Consider the following 22960-nt stretch of genomic DNA (forward strand, 5'->3'; position numbering starts at 1 on the left):
CATCAGGGATCTCCCCTACTGCCCCGCCTCCGCCTGCCCACCGCACCCGTCCCACACGATCGGGTGACGCTTGTCCTGATCTGCCCGTGCCCTCGTCAGTCAGGTCATGGCAACACCAGAGCACCTGCCGACCGCCCGTACCCGAACGGGTGACCTTTGTCCGGATCCACGCCTTCGCTCGCCTGCGTATATGGAAGCGCGCGAGCCAGCCAACCCGACCGCAAGCCCGACACCGCTCACCCCTCCCGCTCAGTCCTCCCGTTCCGGCCCTCCCGCTCAACCCGATCAAGCCACTCCCCGACCAGCGCACCGAACAACACCGGCTGCTCGATCTGCAGGTTGTGCCCCGCACAATCCAGCACGGCAAAGGAGGCATGGGGATAGTGCGGCAACAACGCGTAGACATCCGCGTACCCCGTGATGTTGTCCTGCCGCCCGGTGAGGAACAACGCCGGCCGCTCGAACACCCCCAGCTCCGGCCCCTCGCTCAGGTCCCACCGCCGCTGCACCCGCTCCATCGCCGCGAGATCCGCGACCTGCAACCCCACCAGCACCTCGTCGGCGAACCGCCGTGCCACCTCGGGCGTCTGCACCACGGCCATCGGCACGAACTCCTCGACCAGCACCGGATCCAGCTCCTCGACCCCGGCATCCGGCCACCGCACCTCCAACTCCGGCACCGTGCTCTCGGACCGCCGCAGGAACTTGCCCACCGGACACGACAACGCCAGCCCCGACACCTGCCCCGGCCGCCGATGCGCCAACGCCCGCGCGAGGTAGCCGCCGTACGACTGCCCCACCACCAGGAACGGCTCGGAGCCGATCTGCGCGTCGACGAACTGTTCAAGCGCGGCAAGCAGGTCGTCCGCCGAGGCCACGTCACCCGCCGGCGACCTGCCCATGCCGGGCAGGTCCGGGTACAGCCGCCGGTAGCCGGGCCGCGCCGCGAACACCGGTTCCAGGCAGCCGAGCATCAGCCGGTGGTCAGGGGTCCAGCCGTGGATTGCGAGCACCGGGATTCCCGTGCCGACTTCTACGAAATGCACGCCGCATTTCTACTCCGGTTCGGTCGGCTCGCCTGGGTTGCGCGACCGGCCATGTGACCGTGCAAGAGGTTCCGCACGCCGATCCGCGCGACCCCGCACGGTTCGGCGCGGCCAATCACGCAACCGCCGCCGCGACTTCGCCCCGCTGATCCGCGCAAACCGCTGCGCGACTTCGCCAAACCGGTCTAGGAAGCCGCCCCGTTGAAACCGCTTGGCCGGCACGCGCAATCACGATCCACCGAAATCCGCCAAGCCGGCACACAACCACGGCCCGCCGAAACCCCGCCAAGCCGACGCGCGCACCCACGCCCCACCAAGACTCGCCAAACCAACGCGGGAAACCCACGCCCCACCCAGCTAAGCCAGCTCGTGCAACCGCGCCCGAACCTCGGCGGTCAACGGATGATCGTAATCCTCGTAGATCGTCAAAGCCTCCAGCAGGTGCATCCGCGCCACCTCCGGCTGCCCGAGGCTCGTCTCCCCCATCCCGTGCAACGCCTCGGCGAGGCTCTTCCGATCCCCCAGCACCCGCAGGAACTCCAGCGCATGCCGGAACGACTCGCGTGACTCGATGCGCGCGCCGAGTTTGAGCTGCGCCCACCCGATGCTCACCAACGCCATCGCTTTGCCGTGCATGGCGCCGTGCGAGTCCATGATCTCGAATGCTGTCCGGGCGGATTCGAGAGAAGCCGAGTATTGGCCGGCGGAGCGCAGGATGTCGCTCAGGAACAGCCGGGTGCCGCCCTCGCCGAACCACGAGCCGACCGCGGCGTGCTGGTGCAGGGCCTCGCTGAAGCGGTCCACGGCGAGGTCGAACTGGCGCAGGCCGCCGTAGGCCATGCCCAGGCCGGTGAGGCTCCACGCGGCGCCCACGGGGTCGGGGATGGCGCGGCGGATCGCCAGTGCGCGGTCGAAGAGTTCCAGGGCGTCGGCGAAGCGCTGGCCGCGGCAGGCGGCCAGGGCCTGGCCGTGGATGGCCCAGGCGCGGGCGGCCTGGTTGCCGTCGGTGGCGGCGGCGCGTTCGGCGATGCGGTAGGTGCGGGTCCACTCGTCCAGTGCGCTGGAGACGATGAAGTAGTTCCACAGGGCTACCGGGATTTGCCAGGCTGCCGGGGAGTGTTCGTCCTCGGCGAGGCGGGTGACGGCGAGGAGGTTCGCCGATTCGGTGCGGCACCAGGCGAAGGCATCGTCGTGCGAGGTGAAGTCCTGAGTGGACGGTGGGGGTAGCAGGAACGACGGGTGGTCGGGCGGGGCGATGACGAGGCCGGCGGCGTTCGCGGTGTCGGCGTACCAGCGCAGCAGGCGGGTCACGGCCTCGGCGCGGCCGTCGGCGGACTCCTCGGTGGCGCTGAGTTCGGTGGCGTACAGGCGGAGCAGGTCGTGCAGGCGGTAGCGGCCGCGGGCGACCTCCTCCAGCATGTGGCCGCCGGCCAGCACGTCGAGCAGGGTGCGCGCGCGGGGTTCGGGTGCGCCGGCCAGTGCGGCGGCCGCGGCGAGGCTGATCTCGGCGCCGGGGTGCAGGCCGATGAGGCGGAACATCCTTGCCGCGTCGGGTTTCAGGGCCAGGTAGGACCACGAGAACGCGGCACGGACGGCGGTGTCCTCGTCGTCGCCGGTCGCGAGGACGTTGAGGCGGTCGCGTTCGTCGGCGAGGTCGTTCGCCAGGTCGGCCAGGGTCAGGTGCGGGCGGGTGACGACGCGTTCGGCCGCGATGCGCACGGCCAGGGGCAGGTGGCCGCACAGTTCGACCAGGCGGGCGGCCGCGTCGGGTTCGGCGGCGACGCGGTCGGGGCCCACCGCGGAGGTGAGCAGGGCCAGGGCTTCGTCGCGGGTCAGCGTCGACAGCGTCACGGAGTGCGCGCCGTCGCGGGCGACGAGGCCGCCGAGGTGGTTGCGCGAGGTCACCAGCACCATCGACGACGAGCGGCCGGGCAGCAGCGGGCGGACCTGTTCGGCCAGGCGGGCGTTGTCCAGCAGCACCAGCACGCGCTTGCCGGCCAGCACGCTGCGGTACAGCGCTGACTTCGCCGACAGGTCCTCCGGGACGCGTTCGGCCGGCACGCCGAGGCTCTGCAGCAGCTGGTGCAACGCGGCGGAGGGCTGGACGGGCGGTGCGGAGGCGTCGAAGCCGCGCAGGTCGACGTGCAGCTGGCCGTCGGGGAAGCGGGACGCGACCTGGTGGGCGAACCGCACGGCGAGGGCGGTCTTGCCGACGCCGCCGGTGCCGGTGATCGCGACGAGCACCGGGGAGTGGTCGTGCGGCACGACCTCGGCGAGCTTCGCGAGCTCCTTGGCTCGGCCGGTGAAGTCGCGGATCCCGTGCGGCAGCTGGACCGGTACCAGCACCGGGGCCGCGGGCTCCGGCTGGGGTTCGTGGCCGCCGACCAGCAGTTGCTCGTGCAGCTGGCGCAGTTCGGGGCCGGGTTCGATGCCGAGCTCCTCGATCAGGAGCCGGCGGAGGTCCGTGTAGACGGCCAACGCCTCGGCTTGCCGTCCGGCGCGGTACAGGGCCGACATGAGCAGGCCGTGCAGCCTCTCCCGCAGCGGGTGCGCACTGACCAGCGTCGTCAGCTCCGCGGCCACCTCGGTCTCACGCCCCACGGACAACATCAGTGCGGCGCGCTGCTCCACGGCCGTGAGCCGCAGTTCGGCCAGGCGCGCGCGTTCCACCGCGGCGAACGGTCCCGGCACGCCGTCCAGTGCGACGCCACGCCACAACCCCAGCGCGGCGTCGAACGCGCTGACAGCGGCCGTGGGGTTGTGGCGTAATCGCCCGGCATCGTCCAGGTGGGTGCGGAACAGCGCGACGTCGCTCGCGTCGGACGGCAGGCGCAACAGGTACCCGGCGTCCGTGGAGAGCAGCACCGAGCTGGGTGCGCGCGAGGCCCGATCCGGTTCGAAGAGCCGGCGCAGGCCGGCCACGTAGGTGTGGATGCCGTTGTCCGCGCTGGCCGGTGGGTCGTCGCCCCAGACCGCGTCGATCAGCTCGCTGCGGGAGACGACGTGGTTGGCGCGCAACGCGAGCACCGCCAGCACCGCTCGCTGCCTCGGTGGTCCGAGGGTGAGCTCCTGGCCGTCCACCGTCGCCGCGAGCGCGCCCAGCAGGCTGACGCGCAACTCGTTCTGCACCCTTTGTCTCACTTCGTCGCTGTCCGCAGTCACCTAGCAACCTACCGTCAGATTTCGTCCAGAGGCCATCCAGAGTCCGTGCAGAGGCCTTCTCCACACTTCACAACAGGTGGATTGGGCCGAAATGAGGGGGCGGAGATGAACGCGGCCGAGGTGTTCGACACGCTGGGACTGGAATACCAACGCGCCTGGTCGCACCAGCCGGCCCTGCACGGCACCCTCGCCTGGTTCGCAGCGACGCAGCCCGCGGGCTCGCGCGTGCTGGACATCGGCTGCGGCACCGGTGTCCCGGTCGCCCGCACGCTCGCGAAGGCCGGCATGAAGGTCACCGGCCTCGACGTCTCGCCGGTCATGGTCGACCTCGCCACCGAGCAGGTCCCGGACGCGGCGTTCCACAAGATCGACATCCGTGACTTCGAGTCACCGCCCGGCTCCTGGGACGTGATCTGCGCCGTCTTCTCGCTGCTGCAGATGCCGCAGGCCGAGATCCTCGACGTCCTGGGCCGCGTGTCGACGTGGCTGCGTCCCGGCGGGCACTTCTTCCTGGCCACCGTGGCGTTCGACGTCGAGCAGGCGACCCTGCCGTGGATGGGTCAGGAGATCGTGGTGTCGTCGTTCTCCGAGGAGAACTACGAGCAGCACCTCGGCGAGGTCGGGCTGCGGGTCGTGCGCCGGAGCAGGCCGGTGTTCACCCCGTCCTACCCCGGCGCCATGCCGGAGGAGTCGCTGCACCTGGTGTGCCAACGCCCCTGACGGTCAGTGGTGTTCGGCCAGTGCGCGGCCGATGAAGTGCGCTGACAGCGTGGCGAAGATGTACGCCTGCAGCACCTGGATCAACGCCTCCAGGAACACGATCGCGATGGCGAGCGCGAACCCGAGCACCGACACCGGCTTGAGCCAGACGTTGGTCTGCAACAACAGGAACTCGCCGCCGAGCGTGAACACGAGCACCAGCAGGTGGCCCGCGAACATCGCCGCGAACACCCGGATGGCGAGGTTCACCGGGTCGAAGAAGAACTTGAGGATGACCTCGGTCGGGATCAGCAGGCCCCACAGCACCGGCTTCGGCACGTCCGGGATGATGAACTGGTTGCGCAGGTAGCCGCGCAGCCCGAACTTCCTGATGCCCACGAAGTGGTAGAGCGGGAAGATGATGATCAACGCCACCGCGGCCGGAAACCCGATGTGCGTCATCGTCGGGAACTGGACCAGCGGCACCAGCCCGTAGAGGTTGTTCACCAGCACGAAGCAGAAGATGCTGACGATCAACGGCACGTACGGCGCGAACTCCTTCGCGCCGATCTGCTCGCGTGCGATGGTGTTGCGCCCGAAGTCGTAGACCGACTCGGCCGCGAACTGCCACCTGGTCGGCACGAGTTTCAGGTTCCTGGTCGTGGCCAGGAAGAACACCGTGATGATCACGACGGAGAGCACCAGCAGCACCATCGGCTTGGTGATCTCAAGATCGAACGGCACCCCGAACGGGTGGTGCCAGGTGAAGATCGGCGGCAAGAAGACGTCGTCTTTGCCGGGTGGGTTGAACACGACATCGGCCATGGGCGTCCCCCTCGTCCAAGGTCTGGGACCAAACCTTATCGGACGAGGGGGACCCAGGTCACAGAAGGGTCACGGCTTCGGCGCTCACACCGGGATGACCGTCGGCACGATCATCGGCCGGCGGCGGTAGGCCTCCGCGACCCAACGTCCCACCACGCGCCGGACGGCCTGCGCGATGCGGTGCGTGTCCGTGATGCCCTCCGCCTCGGTCCGCGCGAGCTCCATCTCCACGAGCGGCACGACGGCTTCGAGCGCCTTGGGGTCGTCGGAGAACCCGCGGCCGGAGATCGTCGGCGCCGTCACGGCCCTGCCCGTCGTCCGGTCGATGGCGACCGAGATCGAGATGAACCCGCCCTCGCCCAGCACCAGCCGGTCGGACAGCGTCGACTCGCCGACGTCACCCACGGACAGGCCGTCGACGTACACGTGCCCGACGACGACACGGCCGCTGACGGCGGCCTTGCCGTCCACCAGGTCCACGACGACGCCGTCCTCGGCGATCACCACGTGGTCCTCGGCGACACCCGTCGCCACGGCCAGCGCCGCGTTCGCGCGCAGGTGGCGCCACTCGCCGTGCACCGGCATCACGTTCGACGGGCGCACGGCGTTGTAGAGGAACAGCAGCTCACCGGCCGGTGAGTGGCCGGAGACGTGGACCTTGGCGTTGCCCTGGTGCACGACGGTCGCGCCGAGCTTGGCCAGGCCGTTGACGACGTTGAACACCGCGTTCTCGTTGCCGGGGATCAGCGACGACGCGAGGATCACCGTGTCGCCCTCGCGGATCGAGATCTGCCGGTGCTCGCCGCGTGCCATCCGCGACAGCGCCGACAGCGGCTCGCCCTGCGACCCGGTGGAGACGAAGAGGACCTCGTTCTCGTCCATCCGCATCGCGACGTCGAGGTCGACGAACAGCCCGTCCGGCACCTTCAGGAAGCCCAACTCGGACGCGATGCCCATGTTGCGGACCATGGAGCGGCCCACGAAGGCGACCTTGCGCTTGTACTGCACGGCCACGTCGAGGACCTGCTGGACGCGGTGCACGTGCGAGGCGAAGCACGCCACGATGACGCGCTGGTCGGCCTTGCGGATCACGTTCTCCAGCACCGGGCCGATCTCGCGCTCGGGCACCACGAAACCGGGCACCTCGGCGTTGGTCGAGTCGACGAGGAACAGGTCCACGCCCTCGTCGCCCAGCCGCGAGAAGCCGGCGAGGTCGGTCAGGCGGCCGTCCAGCGGCAGCTGGTCGAGCTTGATGTCACCGGTGTGCAGCACCAGGCCCGCGGCGGTGCGGATGGCGACGGCCAGCGCGTCCGGGATCGAGTGGTTGACGGCGAAGAACTCCAGCTCGAACGGCCCGAACGAGCGGCGTTCGCTTTCCTTCACCTCGACCAGGCGCGGGTTCTGGCGGTGCTCCTTGCACTTGGCCGCGAGCAGCGCCAGCGTGAAGCGCGAACCGACCACGGGCACGTCGGGGCGCAGCTTCAGCAGGAACGGCACCGCACCGATGTGGTCCTCGTGGCCGTGCGTCAGGACGATCGCGTCGATGTCGTCGAGACGGTCTTCGATGGCACGGAAGTCGGGCAGGATCAGGTCCACGCCCGGCTGGTCGTCCTCGGGGAAAAGAACGCCGCAGTCGACCACGAGCAGCCGTCCGGCGTGCTCGAAGACGGTCATGTTGCGGCCGACCTCGCCAATTCCGCCGAGTGCGACGACGCGGAGGCCGCCTTCCGGCAGTGCGGGCGGCAGTTCGGTCGATTGGGTCACGCGTTGACTCCCAGTTCGGCCGCGATGGCCTCGATGTCTTCGGCGGCGGCCGGCACGAGCGGAAGACGTGGATCGCCCACGTCGAGTCCGCGCAGGCGCAGCGCAGCCTTCGTATAGGTGACGCCGGGTACCCGGCGGAACGGTCGCAGCAGCGGCAGCAGCGACTCGTGGATCTGCTTGGCCCTGGCCACGTCGCCGCTCTCGTAGGCCTCGGCCATGTCACGGAGGCGGTCGGCGGCGAGGTGGCCGATGACGCTCACGAACCCGACCGCGCCCACGGAGAGCCACGGCAGGTTCAACGGGTCGTCGCCCGAGTAGTAGGCGAGGTCCGTGCTGGCGATGACCCGGCTGCCCGCGTGCAGGTCGCCCTTCGCGTCCTTCACGGCGAGGATCCGCGGGTGCTCCGCGAGCCGCAGGAGCGTGTCGACCTCGATCGGCACCACCGCGCGCGGCGGGATGTCGTAGAGCATGATCGGCAGCTCCGCGGCGTTCGCCACGGCCGTGAAGTGCGCCAGCAACCCCTCCTGGGGCGGCCGCGAGTAGTACGGCGTCACCACCAGCGCCCCGTGCGCGCCGGCCTTCTCGGCCTGCTGCACGAGGTGGATGCTGTGCGCCGTGTCATAGGTGCCCGCACCCGCCACGACGCTCGCCCGGTCGCCCACCGCCTCGACGACCGCCGTGATCAGCGCGGCCTTCTCCCGGTCGGTGGTCGTCGGGCTCTCCCCCGTGGTCCCGTTGACGACCAGCCCGTCGTTGCCGGAGTCCACCAGGTGTTTCGCCAGCTCCTGTGCCTTGACGAGGTCGACCTCGCCACGCGCGTCGAAGGGCGTGACCATGGCGGTGAGAACGCGGCCGAACGGGCGGTTCGGCGCAGCGCACGGGCTTCCGGACATGCGCGGAACGTTACCCGAGGTCACACACTTCGGTTCAACGACCGCACACGTGCCACGGCGTCGGGATCACCGCTGTATTCCACCCTGGCCTGGTCCCGCCCGAACGCGAGCATCACCAGCTCGGTCACCTCACCCGTGATCACCACGCCGTTCGCGCCCGGCTTGGCCACGACGTGGGCGCCGTCGGGGCGCACCAAAGTCACACCGTCGGGCGACGAGCGGTAGGTCATGCGGGCGGTGAACGGCAGCACCTTCCACAGCGCACGTTCCCGTGCGGCGTCGTACGGGCGTGGTTCCCAGTCGGCCTGTGCGCGGCGCACGTCCTCGTGGTGCACGAAGTACTCGGCGGTGTTCATCAGCTCGTCGACCGGCTGGATCCAGAACGGTGGCGTGCGCACGAGGTCGAGGAGCTCGCCCCACGCCTTGTGCGTGTAGTCCTGCTGGACCTTCTCGGTCCACTTCGCGAACACCGGCAGCATGATGCCGGGCGCGGTGTCGGGGCGCCGCTCGCGGATCGCGAGGTGCGCGGCGAGGTCCTTGGTCGACCAGGTGCCGCACAGCGTGGGCGCGTCCGGGCCGAGCTCGGTCATCAGGTCGACGAGCGCTTTGCGTTCGTCGCGGGCGAGACCCACGTCAGTTGTCCTCCTGGCCGAGATCGGCACGACACCACCATTGCACCACAGGCGGCTCAGGGGTCGTTGGGCCTGTAGCAGCCGGTGAAGCCGGCGGGCTTGGCGGAGCTGCCGGCCAGCAGGGTGACGGTCTGGTCGCGGGTGAGGTTCTCCGGGTAGTTCGGCCAGTCCGGTTCCTGCCCGTTGACGTGCAGCTCGTCCAGCCAGTAGCCGGACTGGCCGGAGATCTTGGCGAACTCCAGGTCGCAGCCCTTCACCCGGACCACCACCTCGATGGTCTTCTCGGAGGACTTGACCGTGCGCTTGCCGACCTTCTTGGACTTCTTCTCCTTCTCGGTGCTGGGCTCGCCGGGGTTGGCGAAGCCGGCGGCCTTGAGCTCGGAGACGAACTTGTCCTCGTTGCTCGCGCACGCCGTCATGGTGGCCGCACAGCCGAGGACCAGCAGGAGTGGAACAACGCGTCTTCTCACCGTCAGCTGTCCTTCTTCGCGCTGATGGTGCCGTCGAGCTTGCTGCCGTCCTTGCTGCCGGCGATGCAGAAGACCTTGCGCTGGGCGCTGCCGCCCTTCTCCTTCTCCCACGCCGACTGCGAGGGCACCAGCACGGACATCTTGAGCTTCGACCCGTCCTTGATCCACTGGGAGTCGAGCATGAGCTGGCAGCGCGGGATGCCGACGTCCTTCAACGTCTCCACGCCCGGATAGGCGGCGTCGGGCAGGTTCGACGACACGGGCAGCAGGTCGATCGCGTCGAACACCTCGAAGTCGTGCGGCTTGTCGCACTCCTCGCGGGCGTCGGAGTCGAGCTGCTTGGTGGGCGCGACGTCGCCCACGCCGCAGTAGTTCTCGTACAGGGAGAAGACGGGCACCTCGCCGCCCTCGCCGTAGGTCAGCGCGGTGGTGCCGCTGCTCGTGGGCGAGGTGAACCAGCTGTGCGCGTAGATGCCGCCCACGAACGCCGCGACGGCGATGGCCGCGGCGGAGACCAGCGCGATGACGCGGTTGCGCTTCTTCTTCGCGGGGTCGGCGGCGACCGCGTTCTGCTGGTACTGCTGCGTCGCGGCCGGCGGGATGCCGGTGGGCGGCGTGGGCTGGTTGCCGATGCTGGCGAGCATGGCGCGCGCCTGCGGGCCGGACAGCCGGGCGTTCGGGTCGGCGATGAGCAGACCGGTGATCACGGCGCCCAGCACGCCGGTGGCGCGGGTCAGCCGCGGGGTCTCGCTCATGATCGCGTGCAGCGTCGAGGCGGTGGAGGAGCGTTCGAACGGGCTCCAGCCCTCGACGGCGTAGCAGAGGGTCGCGCCGAGCGCCCACAGGTCGGAGGCGGGGCCCGCCTCGTGGCCGTGGATGCGTTCCGGCGCCATGTAGGCGGGTGAGCCGATGAGGCTGCCGCTGGTGGTCAGGCGCGGGTCGTCCACGGCCTGGGCGATGCCGAAGTCGGTGAGCTTGACCTTGCCGTCCGGGCGGACCATCAGGTTGCCGGGCTTGACGTCGCGGTGCACGATCCCGGCCGCGTGCGCGGTCTCCAGCGCGGACAACGCCTGCAGCGCGATCGACACGACCTGGTTCGGCGGCATCGGGCCGTGGGTGCTGATCAACGTCGACAGCGTCGCCGCCTCGACCAGCTCCATGATGATGTACGTCAGGCCGTTCTCGTTGATCGCGTCGTACACCGTCACGACGGCGGGATCGTTGAGCTTGCCCGCGGTGCGCGCCTCACGCAGAGCGCGCTCTTCGAGCACACGGCGTTCCTCGTGCGCGATGCCGTCCGGCAGGTGCAGTTCCTTGATGGCGACGAACCGACCGATGTGACGGTCCTGTGCGCGCCACACGATGCCCATGCCACCGCGGCCGAGCTCGGCCATCAGGGCGTATCTGCCCGCGATGATCCGCGGTTCCACAGCCTGTCCGTGCAACGTGCTCTCCTACCGAAACGGCACCAAGGGCGTTGACGGTACTTCAGACCCGCCGAACAGGTGATCGGTTCCTAGGCCTCCGGCGCTACCACCAGTTCGTGACCTGCGGCACGCAACGCCACCACGGCCCGTTCGAGGTCCGCCTGCTTCACCAGCAGGTGGTCGGTGTCGTAGGTGGACAGTGCGAACAGCGAGACGCCCGCGGCGGCCAGCTCGCCCGCCAGCGCGGCCATGATGCCGGTGAGCGTGAACTCCAGCGGCCCGCGCACGGTGAGCAGCCGCCAGCCCTTCTCGGCGGACTCGGCGGGCAGCGCGAACGACGACGGCGCGATGACCGACACCTCGTCGGGCGTCCTGGTCACCGACACCAGGACGCCGGTGAGGTCGAACAGCCCGGCGGGGAGCTGGGCGCCAAGCGCCAGACGGGTGACTGTGTACTCGCCCGGCTGGACGTCCACGATGAGCCGCTTCATGACGTCAGCCTTCAACGACGAGCGGGCTGGAAGCAACCTCCGTGCCGTCCGGGAGTGTCGAGATGACGAAGTCGGCGAACGCGTTGGGCGCCGCCTTCGTCAGCTCACGCAGGCACGCCACGGCCAGTTCGCGCAGTTCGACGTTGATGTGCTCGGTCGCGCGCATGGCCACGAAGTGCCGCCACGACCGGTAGTTGCCCGTGACGACGATCTCGGTGCCGGTCGCGTTCGGCAGCACGGACCGTGCGATCTGCCGCGCGCGCCGCCCGTTGACGGTCCGCTCCAGGCTCTGCACGAGGTCCTCGTACGCCTTGAGGCTCGCCTCGGTGGCCGCGACGAACCGCGCGTGCAGCTCGGGGTTCTCGGCGATCAGCGAGGGCTCGACCACGTCGGTCGGGTCGGTGCGCTGGGAGAGCTGCGAGTACGAGAAGTGCCGGTGGCGGATCAGCTCGTGGGTGAGCGAGCGGGGCAGCTCGGTCAGGTAGAGCGTGGCGCTGCCGTGCTCGAACGCGGCCAGGTGCCCGACGTCGAGCAGGTGGTGCAGGAACGTCGCGTTCGTGTTCGTCATGGGGTTGGACCGGTCCCAGGACTGGTAGCAGGCCCGTCCGGCGAACTCGACGAGTGCCGCGCCACCGTCCGCGTCGGTCGTCCACGGCACGTCGTCCGGCGGGATGAACTCGGTTTTCGCCACCAAACGCACTCTGGGCATGGCACCGACATTAGTCCTGACACCAACTGGCGGTTGCGTGACAGCATGGGTGACGTCATAGTGGTGTCATGGATCTGTCGCCGTACATCGCGTCACTGCGCGAGGACCTGGCGACGGCCGCATCAGCGGGGGACGAGAACACCCGTCGAACGGCCGCCGCGTTGTCCGCAGCGCTCGAACCAGCCGCGCGACTGGCAATCATGAACGCACTGTCGGACCTGGCAGCCGAGGTCACCGCCTCGCTGGAGGGCCAGGTCGTGGAGGTCAGGCTGGCCGGCCGGGACGTCCAGGTGGTCGTCACCGGATCGGCACCGGAGCAGGACCCCGGCCCGCAGCAGGACGTGCCGCCGCAGTACGGCACCGGTGACGCCACCGGTGACATCAGCCGCATCACGCTGCGCATGATCAACGAGCTCAAGTCGAAGGCCGAGGCGGCCGCCGCCGCTCAGGGCGTGTCGCTGAACTCGTTCATCCAGCAGGCCGTGGGCGGAGCGGTGCACGGCAAGCACCGGGAGCACTGGAAGCAGCAGCACAAGGGGTCGAGCGGACAGGGCGGCCAGGGGTCGGGCTCGCGCGTCCGCGGATGGGTGCAGGGGTGAGCGGGATGACCGAACCGAACGAACCGACCGGCGTCGTGCGCCAGCAGAGCTTCGAGCTCGCGGGCGTCGCGGAGATCGACGTCTCGCTGCTCAGCGGCCGGGTGCAGGTGCACCTCGTCAACGAGCCGGGCGTGCACGTCGAGGTGCGGCACGACCCCGGCGCGGGCAACACCTGGACCGAGGGCCTGTCCAGCGTGCTGAGCTGGGTCAGCGGCCAGTTCGGCCCCGACAGGGGCACCGCGCCCGCCGGGCCGGAGGAGGCCGTGCGGGACGCCCGCGTGGAGCTGCTGGGCAACCGCTTGCGCATCGAGTCGTCGAAGGCGCTGCCGTTGCGCGCGATGCCGCTGTCGGTCGTCGTGACCGCACCCGCGGGGTCGCACGTGCTGTCCAAGACCGGTGCCGCCGACGTGTCGGTGACCGGTGAGGCCGGCCGGGTCGACCTCAACACCGGCACCGGCAACGTCAGCGTGGACCGGGCGACCGGCGAGGCCAAGGTGAACTCGGGCTCCGGCACGGTCCGCCTCGGCACGATGCTCGCGCGCCTCAAGGCCAAGACCGGCAGCGGTGACGTCGAGGTGTCGTCGGTGGGCGGCAACGCCGTGCTCATCACCGGCACCGGTGACGTGTGGCTGGGCGCGGTGCAGGGTGACGTCATGGTGCGCACCGGCAGCGGTGACCTGACCGTGGCCGACGCCGCGGCCGGCGAGATCCAGCTCGGCACCGGCTCCGGCAACATCCGCGTCGGCGTCCGCTCCGGCACGCTCGCCAGGATCGACCTGGCGTCCACGTCCGGGGGAGCCCGCAGCGACCTCGACGTCTCCGCGGAGCCGCTGGGTGACGCCGCGCTGACGGTCACGGGCCGCACCGGCAGCGGCACCGCGCTGGTGACCGCCGCCACGAGCTGACCGGGGGGTCGGTCGGTCACGCGAGGGCCCCGCGTTGCCCACAGGGGAACGCGGGGCCCCGCGTGACACCTTCACCGCGGTCGGTCAGGGCTCCTGGAAGGGCTTCGAGCCGCCGGGGACGTCGTCCGGGAAGACCGGGCAGCGGATCTCCCCGGTCAGGAACTTCCGCACGAAGCTCGAGAAGTTGCCGCGGTAGGACCAGCTCTGCCGCAGGTCCGTGATCACGACGGTCCACTCGTCCGGCGCACCGGTGGTGTACCAGAGGCAGTGGTCGCCGTTCAGCGTCGTGCCCCACGGCAGCAGCCCCGGCTCGTCCGGGTGCACCCGCAGGCCCGGCTGGCGCCGCAACGCCCGCATGATCTTGGGCGCCTGCGCCATCCAGTTCATGAACGCCGCACGGGCCGTGGGGTGCAGGATGCGGACGTAGCCACCGACCACCAGCGGCGGGTAGGCCTCCGCGAGGTGCACGTAGTCGCTCGGCAACGCCGTACCGACCCGTGCCCTGACCGCGTCCCAGTCGACCGGGTCCGGGCGCCGTTCGGGCGCTCCCAGCAGGTCGATCCACTCGTCAGGCGGCACCGCTCACCTCCGCACCCTCAAGCATCGCCTGTGGTACTCGGACCTCGGTTGTACCGCAGTCCAGCGATGACCAGGGAGACGACCGCGTCGAACTCGGCCTGGATGTGAGGATTCCCCCACTCCCCGGCGTGGGACGGGTGGTGGAACCGGTCCGTCGCGTCCCACACCGCCTGCGCCGTCACGTCGACGTCGTCCGTCACGAACTCCTGGGTTTCCACTCCCGCGCGGATGATGCGCGCGAGGATCCCCACCATCTTCCCGACGTGGTAGGCGGGGATGGTGTCACTTTCCCTGACCAGCACCTGGAAGGTCTCGAACAGCTCGGGTTCCTCCAGGTGCGAGCGCCGCTTCTGCTCGAACAGCGCCTGCAACCAGGCCCGCACCCGGTCGCCCGCGGTGCCCTCCCGGTCGAGACCCGCCTCGAACTCGTCGTGCACCACGTCGAGCCAGCGCCGCGTCACGGCCTCCCGCAACGCCGCCTTGGTCGGGAAGTGGCGGTAGACGCTGCCGTGGCTCACCCCGAGCGCCTTGGCGACGTCGACCACGGTCGCCTTGGCCGGCCCGTACCTGCGCAGCACCTCTTCGGTCGCCACGAGGATCGCCTCGCCGGTCAACGTCTCCGCCACGTCCTCACCTCTCGCTGTCCAGCATCGCCATCTGCTCCGCGGCGTACCGCGTGCCCGCCGCGGCCCCGACCGGGACGACGGCGTCGATCTCCCGCAGTTCCGCCTCGGTCAGCTCGACGTCGAGCGCGTCGATCGCCTCGCTCAGCCTCGCACGCTTGGTCGTGCCGATGAGCGGCACCACGTTCTCGCCCTGCGCCACGACCCACGCGATGGCGAGCTGGGCGACGGTGACGCCCTTCTTCCCGGCGAGCTCGTTCAGCTTCGCCACCAGGCCGAGGTTGTGGGTCAGGTTGTCGCCCTGGAACCGCGGGGTGTGGCTGCGCCAGTCGCCCGCCGCGAGCTCCAGGTTCGGCGTGGCCGAGATCAGGCCGCGGGACAGCACGCCGTACGCGGTGATGCTGATGCCCAGTTTCCTGGCCGTCGGCAGGATCTCCGCCTCGATGCCCCTGCTGAGCACGCCGTACTCGATCTGCAGGTCCGTGATCGGGTGCACGGCGTGCGCCCGGCGCAGCGTCTCCGCACCGACCTCGGACAGCCCGATGTGCCGCACCCAGCCCTTCTCGATCTGCTCGGCGATCGCACCGACGGTGTCCTCGATCGGCACGGCCGGGTCGAGCCGCGCCGGCCGGTAGATGTCGACGTGGTCGGTGCCCAGCCGCTGCAACGAGTACGCCAGGAAGTTGGCGACCGCCGCCGGCCGGCTGTCGAACCCGAGGAACGCACCGGCCGCGTCCCTCATGCCACCGAACTTGACGCTGAGCCGCACCTCGTCCCTGCGGCCCTGGATGGCCTCGCGGATCAGCAGCTCGTTGTGGCCCTGACCGTAGAAGTCACCGGTGTCGAGCAGCGTGACCTCCGCGTCCATGGCGGCGTGGATCGTCGCGATGCTCTCGTCCCGGTCGGCCGGCCCGTACACGTTGGACATGCCCATGCAGCCCAACCCGATGGCCGACACGACAGGACCGGTGCTGCCGAGCTGACGCTTTTGCATGACGAACTCCTCATCTCCGGGATGAGTTCAACTATGCACCTTGGACTGACAGATTTCAACATCTGTCAGTCCCTACTTGTCCGACGCTGCTGCCCTCGGCCGTCACGACGGTTGCACCGCAGATCACCCTTGTGCCGTGAGCAGCTCGCCGGCCAGATCTCCCTTCGGCATCACCAGCACGTCCTCCAGCCCCAGCCACTCCGCCATGTGCGCCAGCTCGCCCGCCAGCTCCGCCGCCACCCGTGGCCGGTCCACGCCCTCCTCCGCGAACGCCGACTGCACCCGCAGGACACCCGCCGCCCGGTCCGCCTTGAGGTCCACCCGCGCCACCAGCTCGCCGTCCAGCAGGAACGGGAACACGTAGTACCCGTGCACCCGCCGCGGCTCCGGCACGTAGATCTCGATGCGGTACCGGAAGCCGAAGATCCGCTCGGTCCTGGCGCGCTCCCAGATCAGCGGGTCGAACGGGCACAGCAACGCCCGCCCGGTCACCCGGCGCGGCGCCTTCGCGTCGACGTGCCGGTACGCGGGCCCGCGCCAGCCGTCGACCGCGACCGGTTCCAGCACGCCGTCCTGCGCCAGCGCCGCCACCGCCGCCTGCGACCGCCGCGGGTCGAGCCGGTAGTAGTCGCGCAGGTCCGGCTCCGTGGCGACGCCCAGCGCCACCGCCGCCCGCGTGACCAGCTCCCGCGCGCCCTCCTCTGCCGTCCACCGCTGCGCCAGCACGTCCGCAGGGATCACCCGCTCGGTGAGGTCGTAGAGCCGTTCGAAACCGCGCCGGGTGCCCGTGGTCAGCACGCCGACCCCGAACAGCACCTCGCAGATCCGCTTGACCTCCGACCAGTCCCACCACGGACCCTTCGCCCGGCCCCGCTCCCCCATCAGCGCCTTCTCCAGCGCGCCCGCACCGATCGGGCCGAGCTCCTTGACCGCGGCCAGCACCTCGTCGACGAGCTGGGGCGAGCGCTCCAGGATCGTCTGGTAGTTCTGCCACCAGCCGCGTTTCTTCGCGCCGGAGTGGAACAGCGGCCAGTCGGCGACCGGCACCAGCGACGCCTCGTGCGCCCACGTCTCCACCAGCAGCCGCGGCTTGCGTGACGAGTGCGTCCACGCCGCCTCGTCCAGCAGCCCCGGCTCGTAGGCGCCCAGCCTGGAGAACAACGGCATGTAGTGGGCGCGCACCGCCACGTTCACCGAGTCGATCTGCAACAGCTGCACCCGCGACAGCACCCGCTGCAGGTGCCTGCGGGTGGCCCCCGACGGCCGCGCGTCGGTGAAGCCCTGCGCACCCAGGGCGATCCGGCGGGCGACGTCCGCACTCATCCTCTGCACGTCCCCGATGCTGCCACGCACCCCTGACAATTCTCCGGCGGACGGCCGATAAGGTGCGGCAATGGCCGACGCCGGCGTGCACACCGCCACCGCGAACGACGTTCCGGAGATCATCCGCATCCACCGCGAGACCTGGCGCCTCGCCTACGCGCAGCTGCTGCCGGAGGAAGTGCTCAGCACGCTCGACACGGACGAGGCGTGGTCACTGGCCGTCCACAGTGGATCGGTGCTCGTGGCGAGCGAGGGCGGGTGGACCGTCGGTTTCCTCGTGGCGAGCAGGGCACCGGACGAGGAGGTGGCCAAAGCGGACGGCTCACTTCCCGAGGACGCCGCCACCACCGCGCTCGTCAGCGTCCTCATCGAACCGCGCTGGGGCCGCAGGGGCCACGGCACGCGCCTGGTCGCGCAAGCGTGCCGGGAACTGGTGACTGCGGGCGCCACCAGGGGAATCGCGTGGATCCCCGAGGCCGACAAGGCGTCGCAGAACTTCTACGAGCGACTGGGCTGGACGGGCGACGGCACGGTGCGCACTCTGGACGCGGGCGGGCGTCCGTTGCGCGAGGTCCGGATGTCCGGCCCTCTCGAGGTCCGGCTCGACCACTGAGACCTGTGTAGCCTCGGCTGGGTGTTCGGCTTGGTTGGCCTCACCTTCGGGGTCGCGCTCGGCTCCGCGATCCTCCCCTTCATCAGTGTCGAAGCGTGGGTGGTGGGTCTCGGCGCGCGCTGGCCCGGCGTCCCGTTCTGGGTCGTCGGCCTCGTCGTGGCCGTGGGCCAGGTGCTGGGCAAGCTGCTGTACTTCTACGCGGCGCGCGGCGACATCCAGCTGCCGAAGTGGTTGCACCGCAAGAAGAAGGAGCGCGCCAAGCCGTCACTCGCGCAGCGCTGGTTCGGCGAGGGCACCCGCATGCACCGCTGGACCGACTGGATCCACGTGAAGTGCAAGGCACACCCGAACTGGATGGCCGGCACGCACGCGTTGAGCGCTTTGGTCGGCCTGCCGCCGTTCATGGCGACGAGCGTCCTCGCCGGCCTGGCCGGGATGTCCACGCTGATGTTCGTGGTCACCGGCATGGTCGGTCGCTTCGCCAGGTTCAGCTTCCTGTGCGCCTCACCCGGCCTGATCATGGCCTGGTTCTAGCCGAACACGATCGACACCGCCACCGAGAAGGCGATCACGAGCGCGGCGAACGCAACACGGGTCTCCAGCAGCACGTGGGTCAAAATATCGATCGTCCACCGGACAAAGCCACGCGCAAACGGGTGAGAGCCGGATGATCTGGCTCTCACCCGCCGTTCGACACCCGATCATTCGAGCACGAGCACCCCTTCGGGCAGCCCCGGCAGCTCCATGGAGTGCCACATCGGCTTCCAGTCCGGGATCTCCAGCATCCGCCGCATGTCGGCGAACCCGCTGAGCCACCCCATCCACGACCCGTACGGCGGCCGCGCGGAGTCGAACCCGCTCTGCACGAACGTCAGGTGCGTCTTGCCTCCGGACTCGGCGAGCTCCCACGACGACACCATCCCGTCCGGGAACTCGATGGCGAACCGGCTCTCGTCGAGCGAGAGGATCTTCGCGGGGTTCGGCTCGTCCTCGAAGCTCCCCATCGCCCACCGCCCGCCGACGAACGGCTCGATCGACGCCCGCGCCCCGAAGTACCGCTGGAACTTGTCCATGTCCGTCAACGCGTCGAGGACCTCCCGCGCCGACGCCGCGATGTCCACCTCGAGCCGCTGCTCCGGCGTGCTGAAGTCGCAGAACCCGAACACCGGCCGCCCCTCGACGTGCTCGACCAGGTTCGCGAGCACCAACGGCCAGAACGTCTGCACGACCCCCGCGTGCGCCTCGTCCGTGATGCCCTCACCCCACGCCGGGTACGGCGACTGCGAGACGGCGACGACGGTCTCCCCGTCCCTGGTCTCGACCCCGAGCCCGACCGTGTAGTCCGTGCCGTGCAAGAACCACGAGAACCGCACCGCGCCCTCGCCGACCTCCAGCAACTTCTGCCGCCCACGCTCCCCTTCCGGCGCGAACCGCCCCCAGAACTCGTAAACCCCTTGCTCCAGGTCAACTTCCGCGTGCTCGGCCAGCCACACGCGCAACTCCTCGGCCCGCGTCAACGCCTCCCACACCCGCTCGACCGACGCCCGCGTGCGGACGCGCACCACTCCCGTGCTCATCGTTCGTCTCCCTTCGGATAACAGGCCAGGGCAATCCGGAACGCGTCACCCTCAGCCCCGCCGTAGCGGGTGAACAGGTCCTGCAACGTCGTCTGCAACTCGGCGAGAAACCGCTGCCGCTCCTCCGGCCGCACCCGGATCTCCCCGGACACCCCGACCGAGGGCAGCTCCATGTCCCGGTCCAGCGCGGCCACATCCGCCTGCACCTGCTCAGCCAGGTCCACCAGGTGCCCGAGCGCCAGCTCGTCCTTGCTCCCGATCCGCCCCACCAGACGCGGCGACAGCCAGTACGACCGCGCCACCGCCTGATAGAGCCCCTCGTGCACCCCCCGCACCTTCCGCTCGGCCACCTGCAGGGCCAACCCGGCCTTGACCAGCTGCTTCACGTGGTAGTGCACGCGTTGCGGCGTCTGGTCGAGCACCTCGGCAACCTCGGTGCACGAACGCGGCGCGGCGAGCTGCCGCAGCACCTCCACGCGCTGCGGCTTGAGCAGGGTCTCGGCCTGCTCCATCCGATCCAGGTAGATCACGTCTCTCATCGCAAAAACAACTTTGAACGTTCAAAGCTTTTTTGTCAATGACGCACACCGACCCAACTCTCAACCGCATTGGAGGGCCGAAGGCCCGGCTGTCCAGGTGATCGAGGGCCGCAGGCCCGAGCCGTCCTTCGAACGAACCGCCCGGTGGTCAGTCCCGTCACGAGCCGCAGGCGAAGCCCTGCCGCGCCAAGGAGGGGACGTCAAGTCCACGCTTTTCGGACTTGACGTCCCCTCCTTGGTGTGGCCGCCTCTGGTGCTGCTCGTGACGGGACTGACCACCGAACGCAAGCACCAACGCAACAGCAAGCCGCCCAAAGCACCAGGCGTGCCATCTACCCACACACGGCGCTGGCCAGTCTTTGATCAGTTGTCAGGGGGTCGAGGGGGACGGAGTCCCCCCGAAACGCCGAAGGCGTTGCTCTTTCCCCGCACCCCGCACCCCGCAGCCCAGCAGTCCCAAGCAGCCCAGCAACCCCCAGCCCATGCTGACGCAGGGGTCCCCCCGTTCCGGGAACCCCTACATCACAACGTACTCAGCACCCCCGACAAGATCAGCCGCGCAGCTGAATCGCCTTCCGCATGGTCTCCCGAGCCCGCCCCCGGTCCCCCGCCACGTCATACGCGTAAGCCAACCGGAACCAAGCCCGCCAGTCGTCGGGCGAAGCCTCGACCTCAGCCCGCCGTTCCTCGAACCACGCGTCCGCGGCGTCCCGATCCACCCGCCCGGACGGCCGCCGCGGCAGGTGCGAGACATCCGGCAGCAGCCCGTCGGCGTCGAGCTCGCGGGCCATCTTCTCGGTCTCCCACCCGAACCGCAGGTTGGAGTACACGAGCCACACCCCGAGCAGCGGCAGGATCAGCACGCCGACGCCGAGCAGCACCGCGACGACGTCCCCGGTGCGCAGCAACGCCACCGCACGCTCGGCGAGCAGCACGAAGTAGACCGCCAGTGCCGCGATCAGCAGCCCGACGGTGATCCGGACCTTCACAGGTCCAGGTACTTGTCGAGTCCGACCGTCAGCCCCGGCCGCGACACGATCTCCCGCACACCGAGCACGACACCGGGCATGAATGACGTGCGGTGCAACGAGTCCTGACGCAACGTCAGCGTCTCGCTCTCGCCACCGAACACGACCTCCTGGTGCGCGATCATCCCGGAGATCCGCAGCGAGTGGACCCGCACGCCGTCGACGACGGCACCGCGCGCGCCCGGTTCCTCCTGCGTCGTCGCGTCGGGCATGGGGTCCATGCCCTCCCGCGCCGCCGCGATCAGCCGGGCCGTGTGCGCCGCCGTGCCCGAAGGCGCGTCGGCCTTGCGCGGGTGGTGCAGCTCGATGATCTCGGCCGACTCGTAGTAGCGGGCCGCGATCTCGGAGAAGCGCATCAGCAGCACCGCGCCGATGCCGAAGTTCGGCGCGATCAGCACACCGACCTCCGGCTTGTCCGCGAGCAGCGCCGCGACGGCGTCCAGCCGCGGCTGGTCGAACCCGGAGGTGCCGACCACGCAGTGGATTCCGGCGCCGATGCAGAACTCCAGGTTCCCCATCACGACGTCGGGGTGCGTGAAGTCGACGACGACCTGCACGCCCGCGTCCACCAACGCCGACAGCGGGTCGTCGGCGTCGATGGCCGCCACGACCTCCATGTCCTTGGCCGCCTCGACGGCGCGGACCACCTCGGAGCCCATGCGGCCCCGCGCGCCGAGAACACCGACGCGGATCATGCAATCACCTCGTGTACCTGGTCCGGCAGATCGTCGGCGTGATCGTAGGGCCCGACCACGGCGGCGGCGACGGGACGGCGCAGCAGATCACGTGCGAGCAGCGCCACTTCTTCGGGGGAGACGGCGTCGATCCGCGCGAGCGTCGCCTCGACGCTCAGGTGGTCGCCGTAGTTCAGCTCGGACTTGCCGATCCGCGACATGCGCGAGCTCGTGTCCTCCAGGCCCAGCACCAGGCCGCCGCGCAGCTGTCCCTTGCCACGCGCCACCTCGGCGTCGGACAGGCCGCCGCGGGCGACGTCCACGAGCACCTCGCGGATCACGCCGGCCACGTCACCGAGCCGGTCCGGCTGGCAGCCCGCGTAGACGGCGAACGTGCCGGTGTCGGCGTACATGCCGACCGACGAGTAGACCTGGTAGGCCAGGCCACGCCGTTCGCGGACCTCCTGGAACAGCCGCGAGCTCATGCCGCCGCCGACCGCCGCGTTCAGCACGTTCAGCGCGAAGCGGCGTTCGTCGTGGCGGTCGAGGCCGCGCATGCCGAGCATCAGGTGCGCCTGCTCGGTGTCGTCGGTGTGCAGCACCAGCTTGCGCGCGTCGGCGATGCGCGCACGACCCGTGCGAGGTGCGACCGCGCTGCCCTCCCGCGCCAGCCGGTCGCCGACCGCCTTGCGCACCAGGCGCATGACGGCGTTGTGCTCGATGTTGCCGGCGACGGCGAACACCATGCGCGGCAACGTGTAGCGCCGCTTGTAGAACGTGTAGAGCGCGTCGCGCTCCATGTCCTGAATGGACTTCTCGGTGCCCAGCACGGGACGCCCGAGCGCGTGACCGCCGAACAACGCCTCGATGAACGCGTCGTGCAGCAGGTCCTCGGGGTCGTCGTCGCGCATCGCGATCTCTTCGAGCACGACACCGCGTTCGGTCTCGAAGTCACGCGGCGCGCACAACGCCTCGAACACCACGTCCGTCACGAGGTCGACCGCCAGCGGCAGGTCCTCGTCCAGGACGTGCGCGTAGTAGCACGTGTGCTCCTTGGCGGTGAACGCGTTCAGCTCGCCGCCGACCGCGTCGATCTCCTCCGCGATCGCCGCCGCCGACCGCCGCGCGGTGCCCTTGAACAGCAGGTGTTCCAGGTAGTGCGCGGCACCCGCGACCTCGGGCCGTTCGTCACGGGACCCGACCTGCACCCACAGACCGACCGACGCGGACCGCACGCCGGGAATGCGCTCGGTGATGACCCGCAGGCCCGAGGGCAGCATGCTGCGCCGCACCTCGGACCCCAGCGAGTTCTCGAGCACCCGCGTGCTGCCCGGCTTCTGCAGGTGCCCCAGCGCTGGAGTACGCGGACGGCCGCGGGTGGATGCACC

The 22960-nt window shown here is 70.0% G+C and carries 24 protein-coding genes; 5 read left to right on the forward strand and 19 right to left on the reverse strand.

The window, feature by feature from the left end:
* Positions 1–236: 236 nt before the first annotated feature.
* Both ADL03_RS17010 and ADL03_RS17015 read right to left on the reverse strand, forming a co-directional pair.
* Positions 237–1046 (reverse strand): alpha/beta fold hydrolase, encoded by an 810-nt coding sequence (locus tag ADL03_RS17010; protein ID WP_053734442.1) that lies wholly within the window; start codon positions 1044–1046, stop codon positions 237–239.
* 357 nt (positions 1047–1403) lie between these two features.
* Positions 1404–4175 (reverse strand): BTAD domain-containing putative transcriptional regulator, encoded by a 2772-nt coding sequence (locus ADL03_RS17015; RefSeq protein WP_053734443.1) that lies wholly within the window; start codon positions 4173–4175, stop codon positions 1404–1406.
* Positions 4176–4313: 138 nt separating this feature from the next.
* Between ADL03_RS17015 and ADL03_RS17020 the strand changes: the two genes are divergently transcribed.
* On the forward strand, positions 4314–4928 hold the full coding sequence (locus tag ADL03_RS17020; RefSeq protein WP_053734444.1) for a bifunctional 2-polyprenyl-6-hydroxyphenol methylase/3-demethylubiquinol 3-O-methyltransferase UbiG: 615 nt from the start codon (positions 4314–4316) through the stop codon (positions 4926–4928).
* 3 nt (positions 4929–4931) lie between these two features.
* Here ADL03_RS17020 and atpB read toward each other — a convergent pair whose 3' ends face one another.
* The 8 genes from atpB to thyX all read right to left on the reverse strand — a co-directional run bounded on the left by atpB (position 4932) and on the right by thyX (position 12118).
* The gene (atpB, locus tag ADL03_RS17025; protein WP_053734445.1) at positions 4932–5732 is read right to left on the reverse strand and encodes a F0F1 ATP synthase subunit A; all 801 of its coding nucleotides are present in this window, start codon (positions 5730–5732) and stop codon (positions 4932–4934) included.
* Between the two features lie 84 nt (positions 5733–5816).
* Positions 5817–7496, reverse strand: coding sequence for a ribonuclease J (locus tag ADL03_RS17030; RefSeq protein WP_053734446.1), 1680 nt, complete (start codon positions 7494–7496; stop codon positions 5817–5819).
* The gene (gene dapA / locus ADL03_RS17035; RefSeq protein WP_053734447.1) at positions 7493–8389 is read right to left on the reverse strand and encodes a 4-hydroxy-tetrahydrodipicolinate synthase; all 897 of its coding nucleotides are present in this window, start codon (positions 8387–8389) and stop codon (positions 7493–7495) included. Before dapA ends, ADL03_RS17030 begins: the two co-directional genes overlap by 4 nt.
* Positions 8390–8409: 20 nt before the next feature.
* On the reverse strand, positions 8410–9021 hold the full coding sequence (locus tag ADL03_RS17040) for a TIGR03085 family metal-binding protein (RefSeq protein ID WP_053734448.1): 612 nt from the start codon (positions 9019–9021) through the stop codon (positions 8410–8412).
* A gap of 56 nt (positions 9022–9077) precedes the next feature.
* Positions 9078–9491, reverse strand: coding sequence for a hypothetical protein (locus ADL03_RS17045; protein WP_157528828.1), 414 nt, complete (start codon positions 9489–9491; stop codon positions 9078–9080).
* A gap of 2 nt (positions 9492–9493) precedes the next feature.
* Entirely contained in the window at positions 9494–10936 is a 1443-nt protein-coding gene (locus tag ADL03_RS17050) for a serine/threonine-protein kinase (RefSeq protein ID WP_053734450.1), read from the reverse strand.
* 71 nt (positions 10937–11007) lie between these two features.
* The gene (locus ADL03_RS17055) at positions 11008–11409 is read right to left on the reverse strand and encodes an ACT domain-containing protein (RefSeq protein WP_053734451.1); all 402 of its coding nucleotides are present in this window, start codon (positions 11407–11409) and stop codon (positions 11008–11010) included.
* A gap of 4 nt (positions 11410–11413) precedes the next feature.
* Entirely contained in the window at positions 11414–12118 is a 705-nt protein-coding gene (gene thyX, locus ADL03_RS17060) for an FAD-dependent thymidylate synthase (protein ID WP_053734452.1), read from the reverse strand.
* 68 nt (positions 12119–12186) lie between these two features.
* Here thyX and ADL03_RS17065 point away from each other — a divergent pair, with 68 nt between their 5' ends.
* Positions 12187–12717, forward strand: coding sequence for a toxin-antitoxin system HicB family antitoxin (locus tag ADL03_RS17065; RefSeq protein WP_053734453.1), 531 nt, complete (start codon positions 12187–12189; stop codon positions 12715–12717).
* Between the two features lie 5 nt (positions 12718–12722).
* Positions 12723–13622 (forward strand): DUF4097 family beta strand repeat-containing protein, encoded by a 900-nt coding sequence (locus ADL03_RS17070; RefSeq protein ID WP_053734454.1) that lies wholly within the window; start codon positions 12723–12725, stop codon positions 13620–13622.
* An 84-nt stretch (positions 13623–13706) separates the two neighbouring features.
* Here ADL03_RS17070 and ADL03_RS17075 read toward each other — a convergent pair whose 3' ends face one another.
* The 4 genes from ADL03_RS17075 to ADL03_RS17090 all read right to left on the reverse strand — a co-directional run bounded on the left by ADL03_RS17075 (position 13707) and on the right by ADL03_RS17090 (position 17150).
* Entirely contained in the window at positions 13707–14201 is a 495-nt protein-coding gene (locus tag ADL03_RS17075) for a hypothetical protein (RefSeq protein ID WP_053734455.1), read from the reverse strand.
* A 17-nt stretch (positions 14202–14218) separates the two neighbouring features.
* Positions 14219–14827, reverse strand: coding sequence for a TetR family transcriptional regulator (locus ADL03_RS17080; protein ID WP_053734456.1), 609 nt, complete (start codon positions 14825–14827; stop codon positions 14219–14221).
* Between the two features lie 4 nt (positions 14828–14831).
* On the reverse strand, positions 14832–15818 hold the full coding sequence (locus ADL03_RS17085; RefSeq protein ID WP_053734457.1) for an aldo/keto reductase: 987 nt from the start codon (positions 15816–15818) through the stop codon (positions 14832–14834).
* Positions 15819–15941: 123 nt separating this feature from the next.
* Positions 15942–17150 (reverse strand): winged helix-turn-helix domain-containing protein, encoded by a 1209-nt coding sequence (locus tag ADL03_RS17090; RefSeq protein WP_197288397.1) that lies wholly within the window; start codon positions 17148–17150, stop codon positions 15942–15944.
* Between the two features lie 61 nt (positions 17151–17211).
* Between ADL03_RS17090 and ADL03_RS17095 the strand changes: the two genes are divergently transcribed.
* A complete protein-coding gene (locus tag ADL03_RS17095; protein ID WP_053734458.1) occupies positions 17212–17754 on the forward strand; it encodes a GNAT family N-acetyltransferase in 543 nt (180 codons plus the stop codon).
* Positions 17755–17775: 21 nt separating this feature from the next.
* On the forward strand, positions 17776–18288 hold the full coding sequence (locus tag ADL03_RS17100) for a hypothetical protein (RefSeq protein ID WP_063798613.1): 513 nt from the start codon (positions 17776–17778) through the stop codon (positions 18286–18288).
* 167 nt (positions 18289–18455) lie between these two features.
* On the opposite strand, the gene ADL03_RS17105 is transcribed toward ADL03_RS17100, so the two are convergent.
* The 5 genes from ADL03_RS17105 to ADL03_RS17125 all read right to left on the reverse strand — a co-directional run bounded on the left by ADL03_RS17105 (position 18456) and on the right by ADL03_RS17125 (position 22852).
* Complete coding sequence (locus ADL03_RS17105) at positions 18456–19331, reverse strand: SRPBCC family protein (RefSeq protein WP_053734459.1); 876 nt, start codon at positions 19329–19331, stop codon at positions 18456–18458.
* The gene (locus ADL03_RS17110) at positions 19328–19870 is read right to left on the reverse strand and encodes a helix-turn-helix domain-containing protein (protein ID WP_053734460.1); all 543 of its coding nucleotides are present in this window, start codon (positions 19868–19870) and stop codon (positions 19328–19330) included. Before ADL03_RS17110 ends, ADL03_RS17105 begins: the two co-directional genes overlap by 4 nt.
* Before the next feature lie 551 nt (positions 19871–20421).
* A complete protein-coding gene (locus ADL03_RS17115) occupies positions 20422–20859 on the reverse strand; it encodes a hypothetical protein (RefSeq protein ID WP_053734461.1) in 438 nt (145 codons plus the stop codon).
* Positions 20856–21593 (reverse strand): 4-hydroxy-tetrahydrodipicolinate reductase, encoded by a 738-nt coding sequence (gene dapB / locus ADL03_RS17120; RefSeq protein WP_053734462.1) that lies wholly within the window; start codon positions 21591–21593, stop codon positions 20856–20858. Before dapB ends, ADL03_RS17115 begins: the two co-directional genes overlap by 4 nt.
* Positions 21590–22852 carry a pitrilysin family protein gene (locus ADL03_RS17125; protein ID WP_197288413.1) on the reverse strand — a complete coding sequence of 421 codons (1263 nt, stop codon included), beginning with the start codon at positions 22850–22852 and terminating at the stop codon, positions 21590–21592. Before ADL03_RS17125 ends, dapB begins: the two co-directional genes overlap by 4 nt.
* Positions 22853–22960 lie beyond the last annotated feature (108 nt).

The sequence above is a fragment of the Nocardia sp. NRRL S-836 genome, assembly GCF_001279525.1.
GTDB lineage: Bacteria > Actinomycetota > Actinomycetes > Mycobacteriales > Pseudonocardiaceae > Lentzea.

Excerpts from the sequence above, each read along its gene's own strand:
- ADL03_RS17065 (WP_053734453.1), top strand. The coding sequence starts at position 12,187 with ATGGATCTGTCGCCGTACATCGCGTCACTGCGCGAGGACCTGGCGACG.
- ADL03_RS17095 (WP_053734458.1), top strand. The coding sequence starts at position 17,212 with ATGGCCGACGCCGGCGTGCACACCGCCACCGCGAACGACGTTCCGGAG.
- dapB (WP_053734462.1), bottom strand. The coding sequence starts at position 21,593 with ATGATCCGCGTCGGTGTTCTCGGCGCGCGGGGCCGCATGGGCTCCGAG.
- thyX (WP_053734452.1), bottom strand. The coding sequence starts at position 12,118 with ATGCCCAGAGTGCGTTTGGTGGCGAAAACCGAGTTCATCCCGCCGGAC.
- ADL03_RS17070 (WP_053734454.1), top strand. The coding sequence starts at position 12,723 with ATGACCGAACCGAACGAACCGACCGGCGTCGTGCGCCAGCAGAGCTTC.
- atpB (WP_053734445.1), bottom strand. The coding sequence starts at position 5,732 with ATGGCCGATGTCGTGTTCAACCCACCCGGCAAAGACGACGTCTTCTTG.
- ADL03_RS17105 (WP_053734459.1), bottom strand. The coding sequence starts at position 19,331 with ATGAGCACGGGAGTGGTGCGCGTCCGCACGCGGGCGTCGGTCGAGCGG.
- ADL03_RS17055 (WP_053734451.1), bottom strand. The coding sequence starts at position 11,409 with ATGAAGCGGCTCATCGTGGACGTCCAGCCGGGCGAGTACACAGTCACC.
- ADL03_RS17085 (WP_053734457.1), bottom strand. The coding sequence starts at position 15,818 with ATGCAAAAGCGTCAGCTCGGCAGCACCGGTCCTGTCGTGTCGGCCATC.
- ADL03_RS17110 (WP_053734460.1), bottom strand. The coding sequence starts at position 19,870 with ATGAGAGACGTGATCTACCTGGATCGGATGGAGCAGGCCGAGACCCTG.
- ADL03_RS17125 (WP_197288413.1), bottom strand. The coding sequence starts at position 22,852 with ATGCTGCCCTCGGGCCTGCGGGTCATCACCGAGCGCATTCCCGGCGTG.
- ADL03_RS17020 (WP_053734444.1), top strand. The coding sequence starts at position 4,314 with ATGAACGCGGCCGAGGTGTTCGACACGCTGGGACTGGAATACCAACGC.
- dapA (WP_053734447.1), bottom strand. The coding sequence starts at position 8,389 with ATGTCCGGAAGCCCGTGCGCTGCGCCGAACCGCCCGTTCGGCCGCGTT.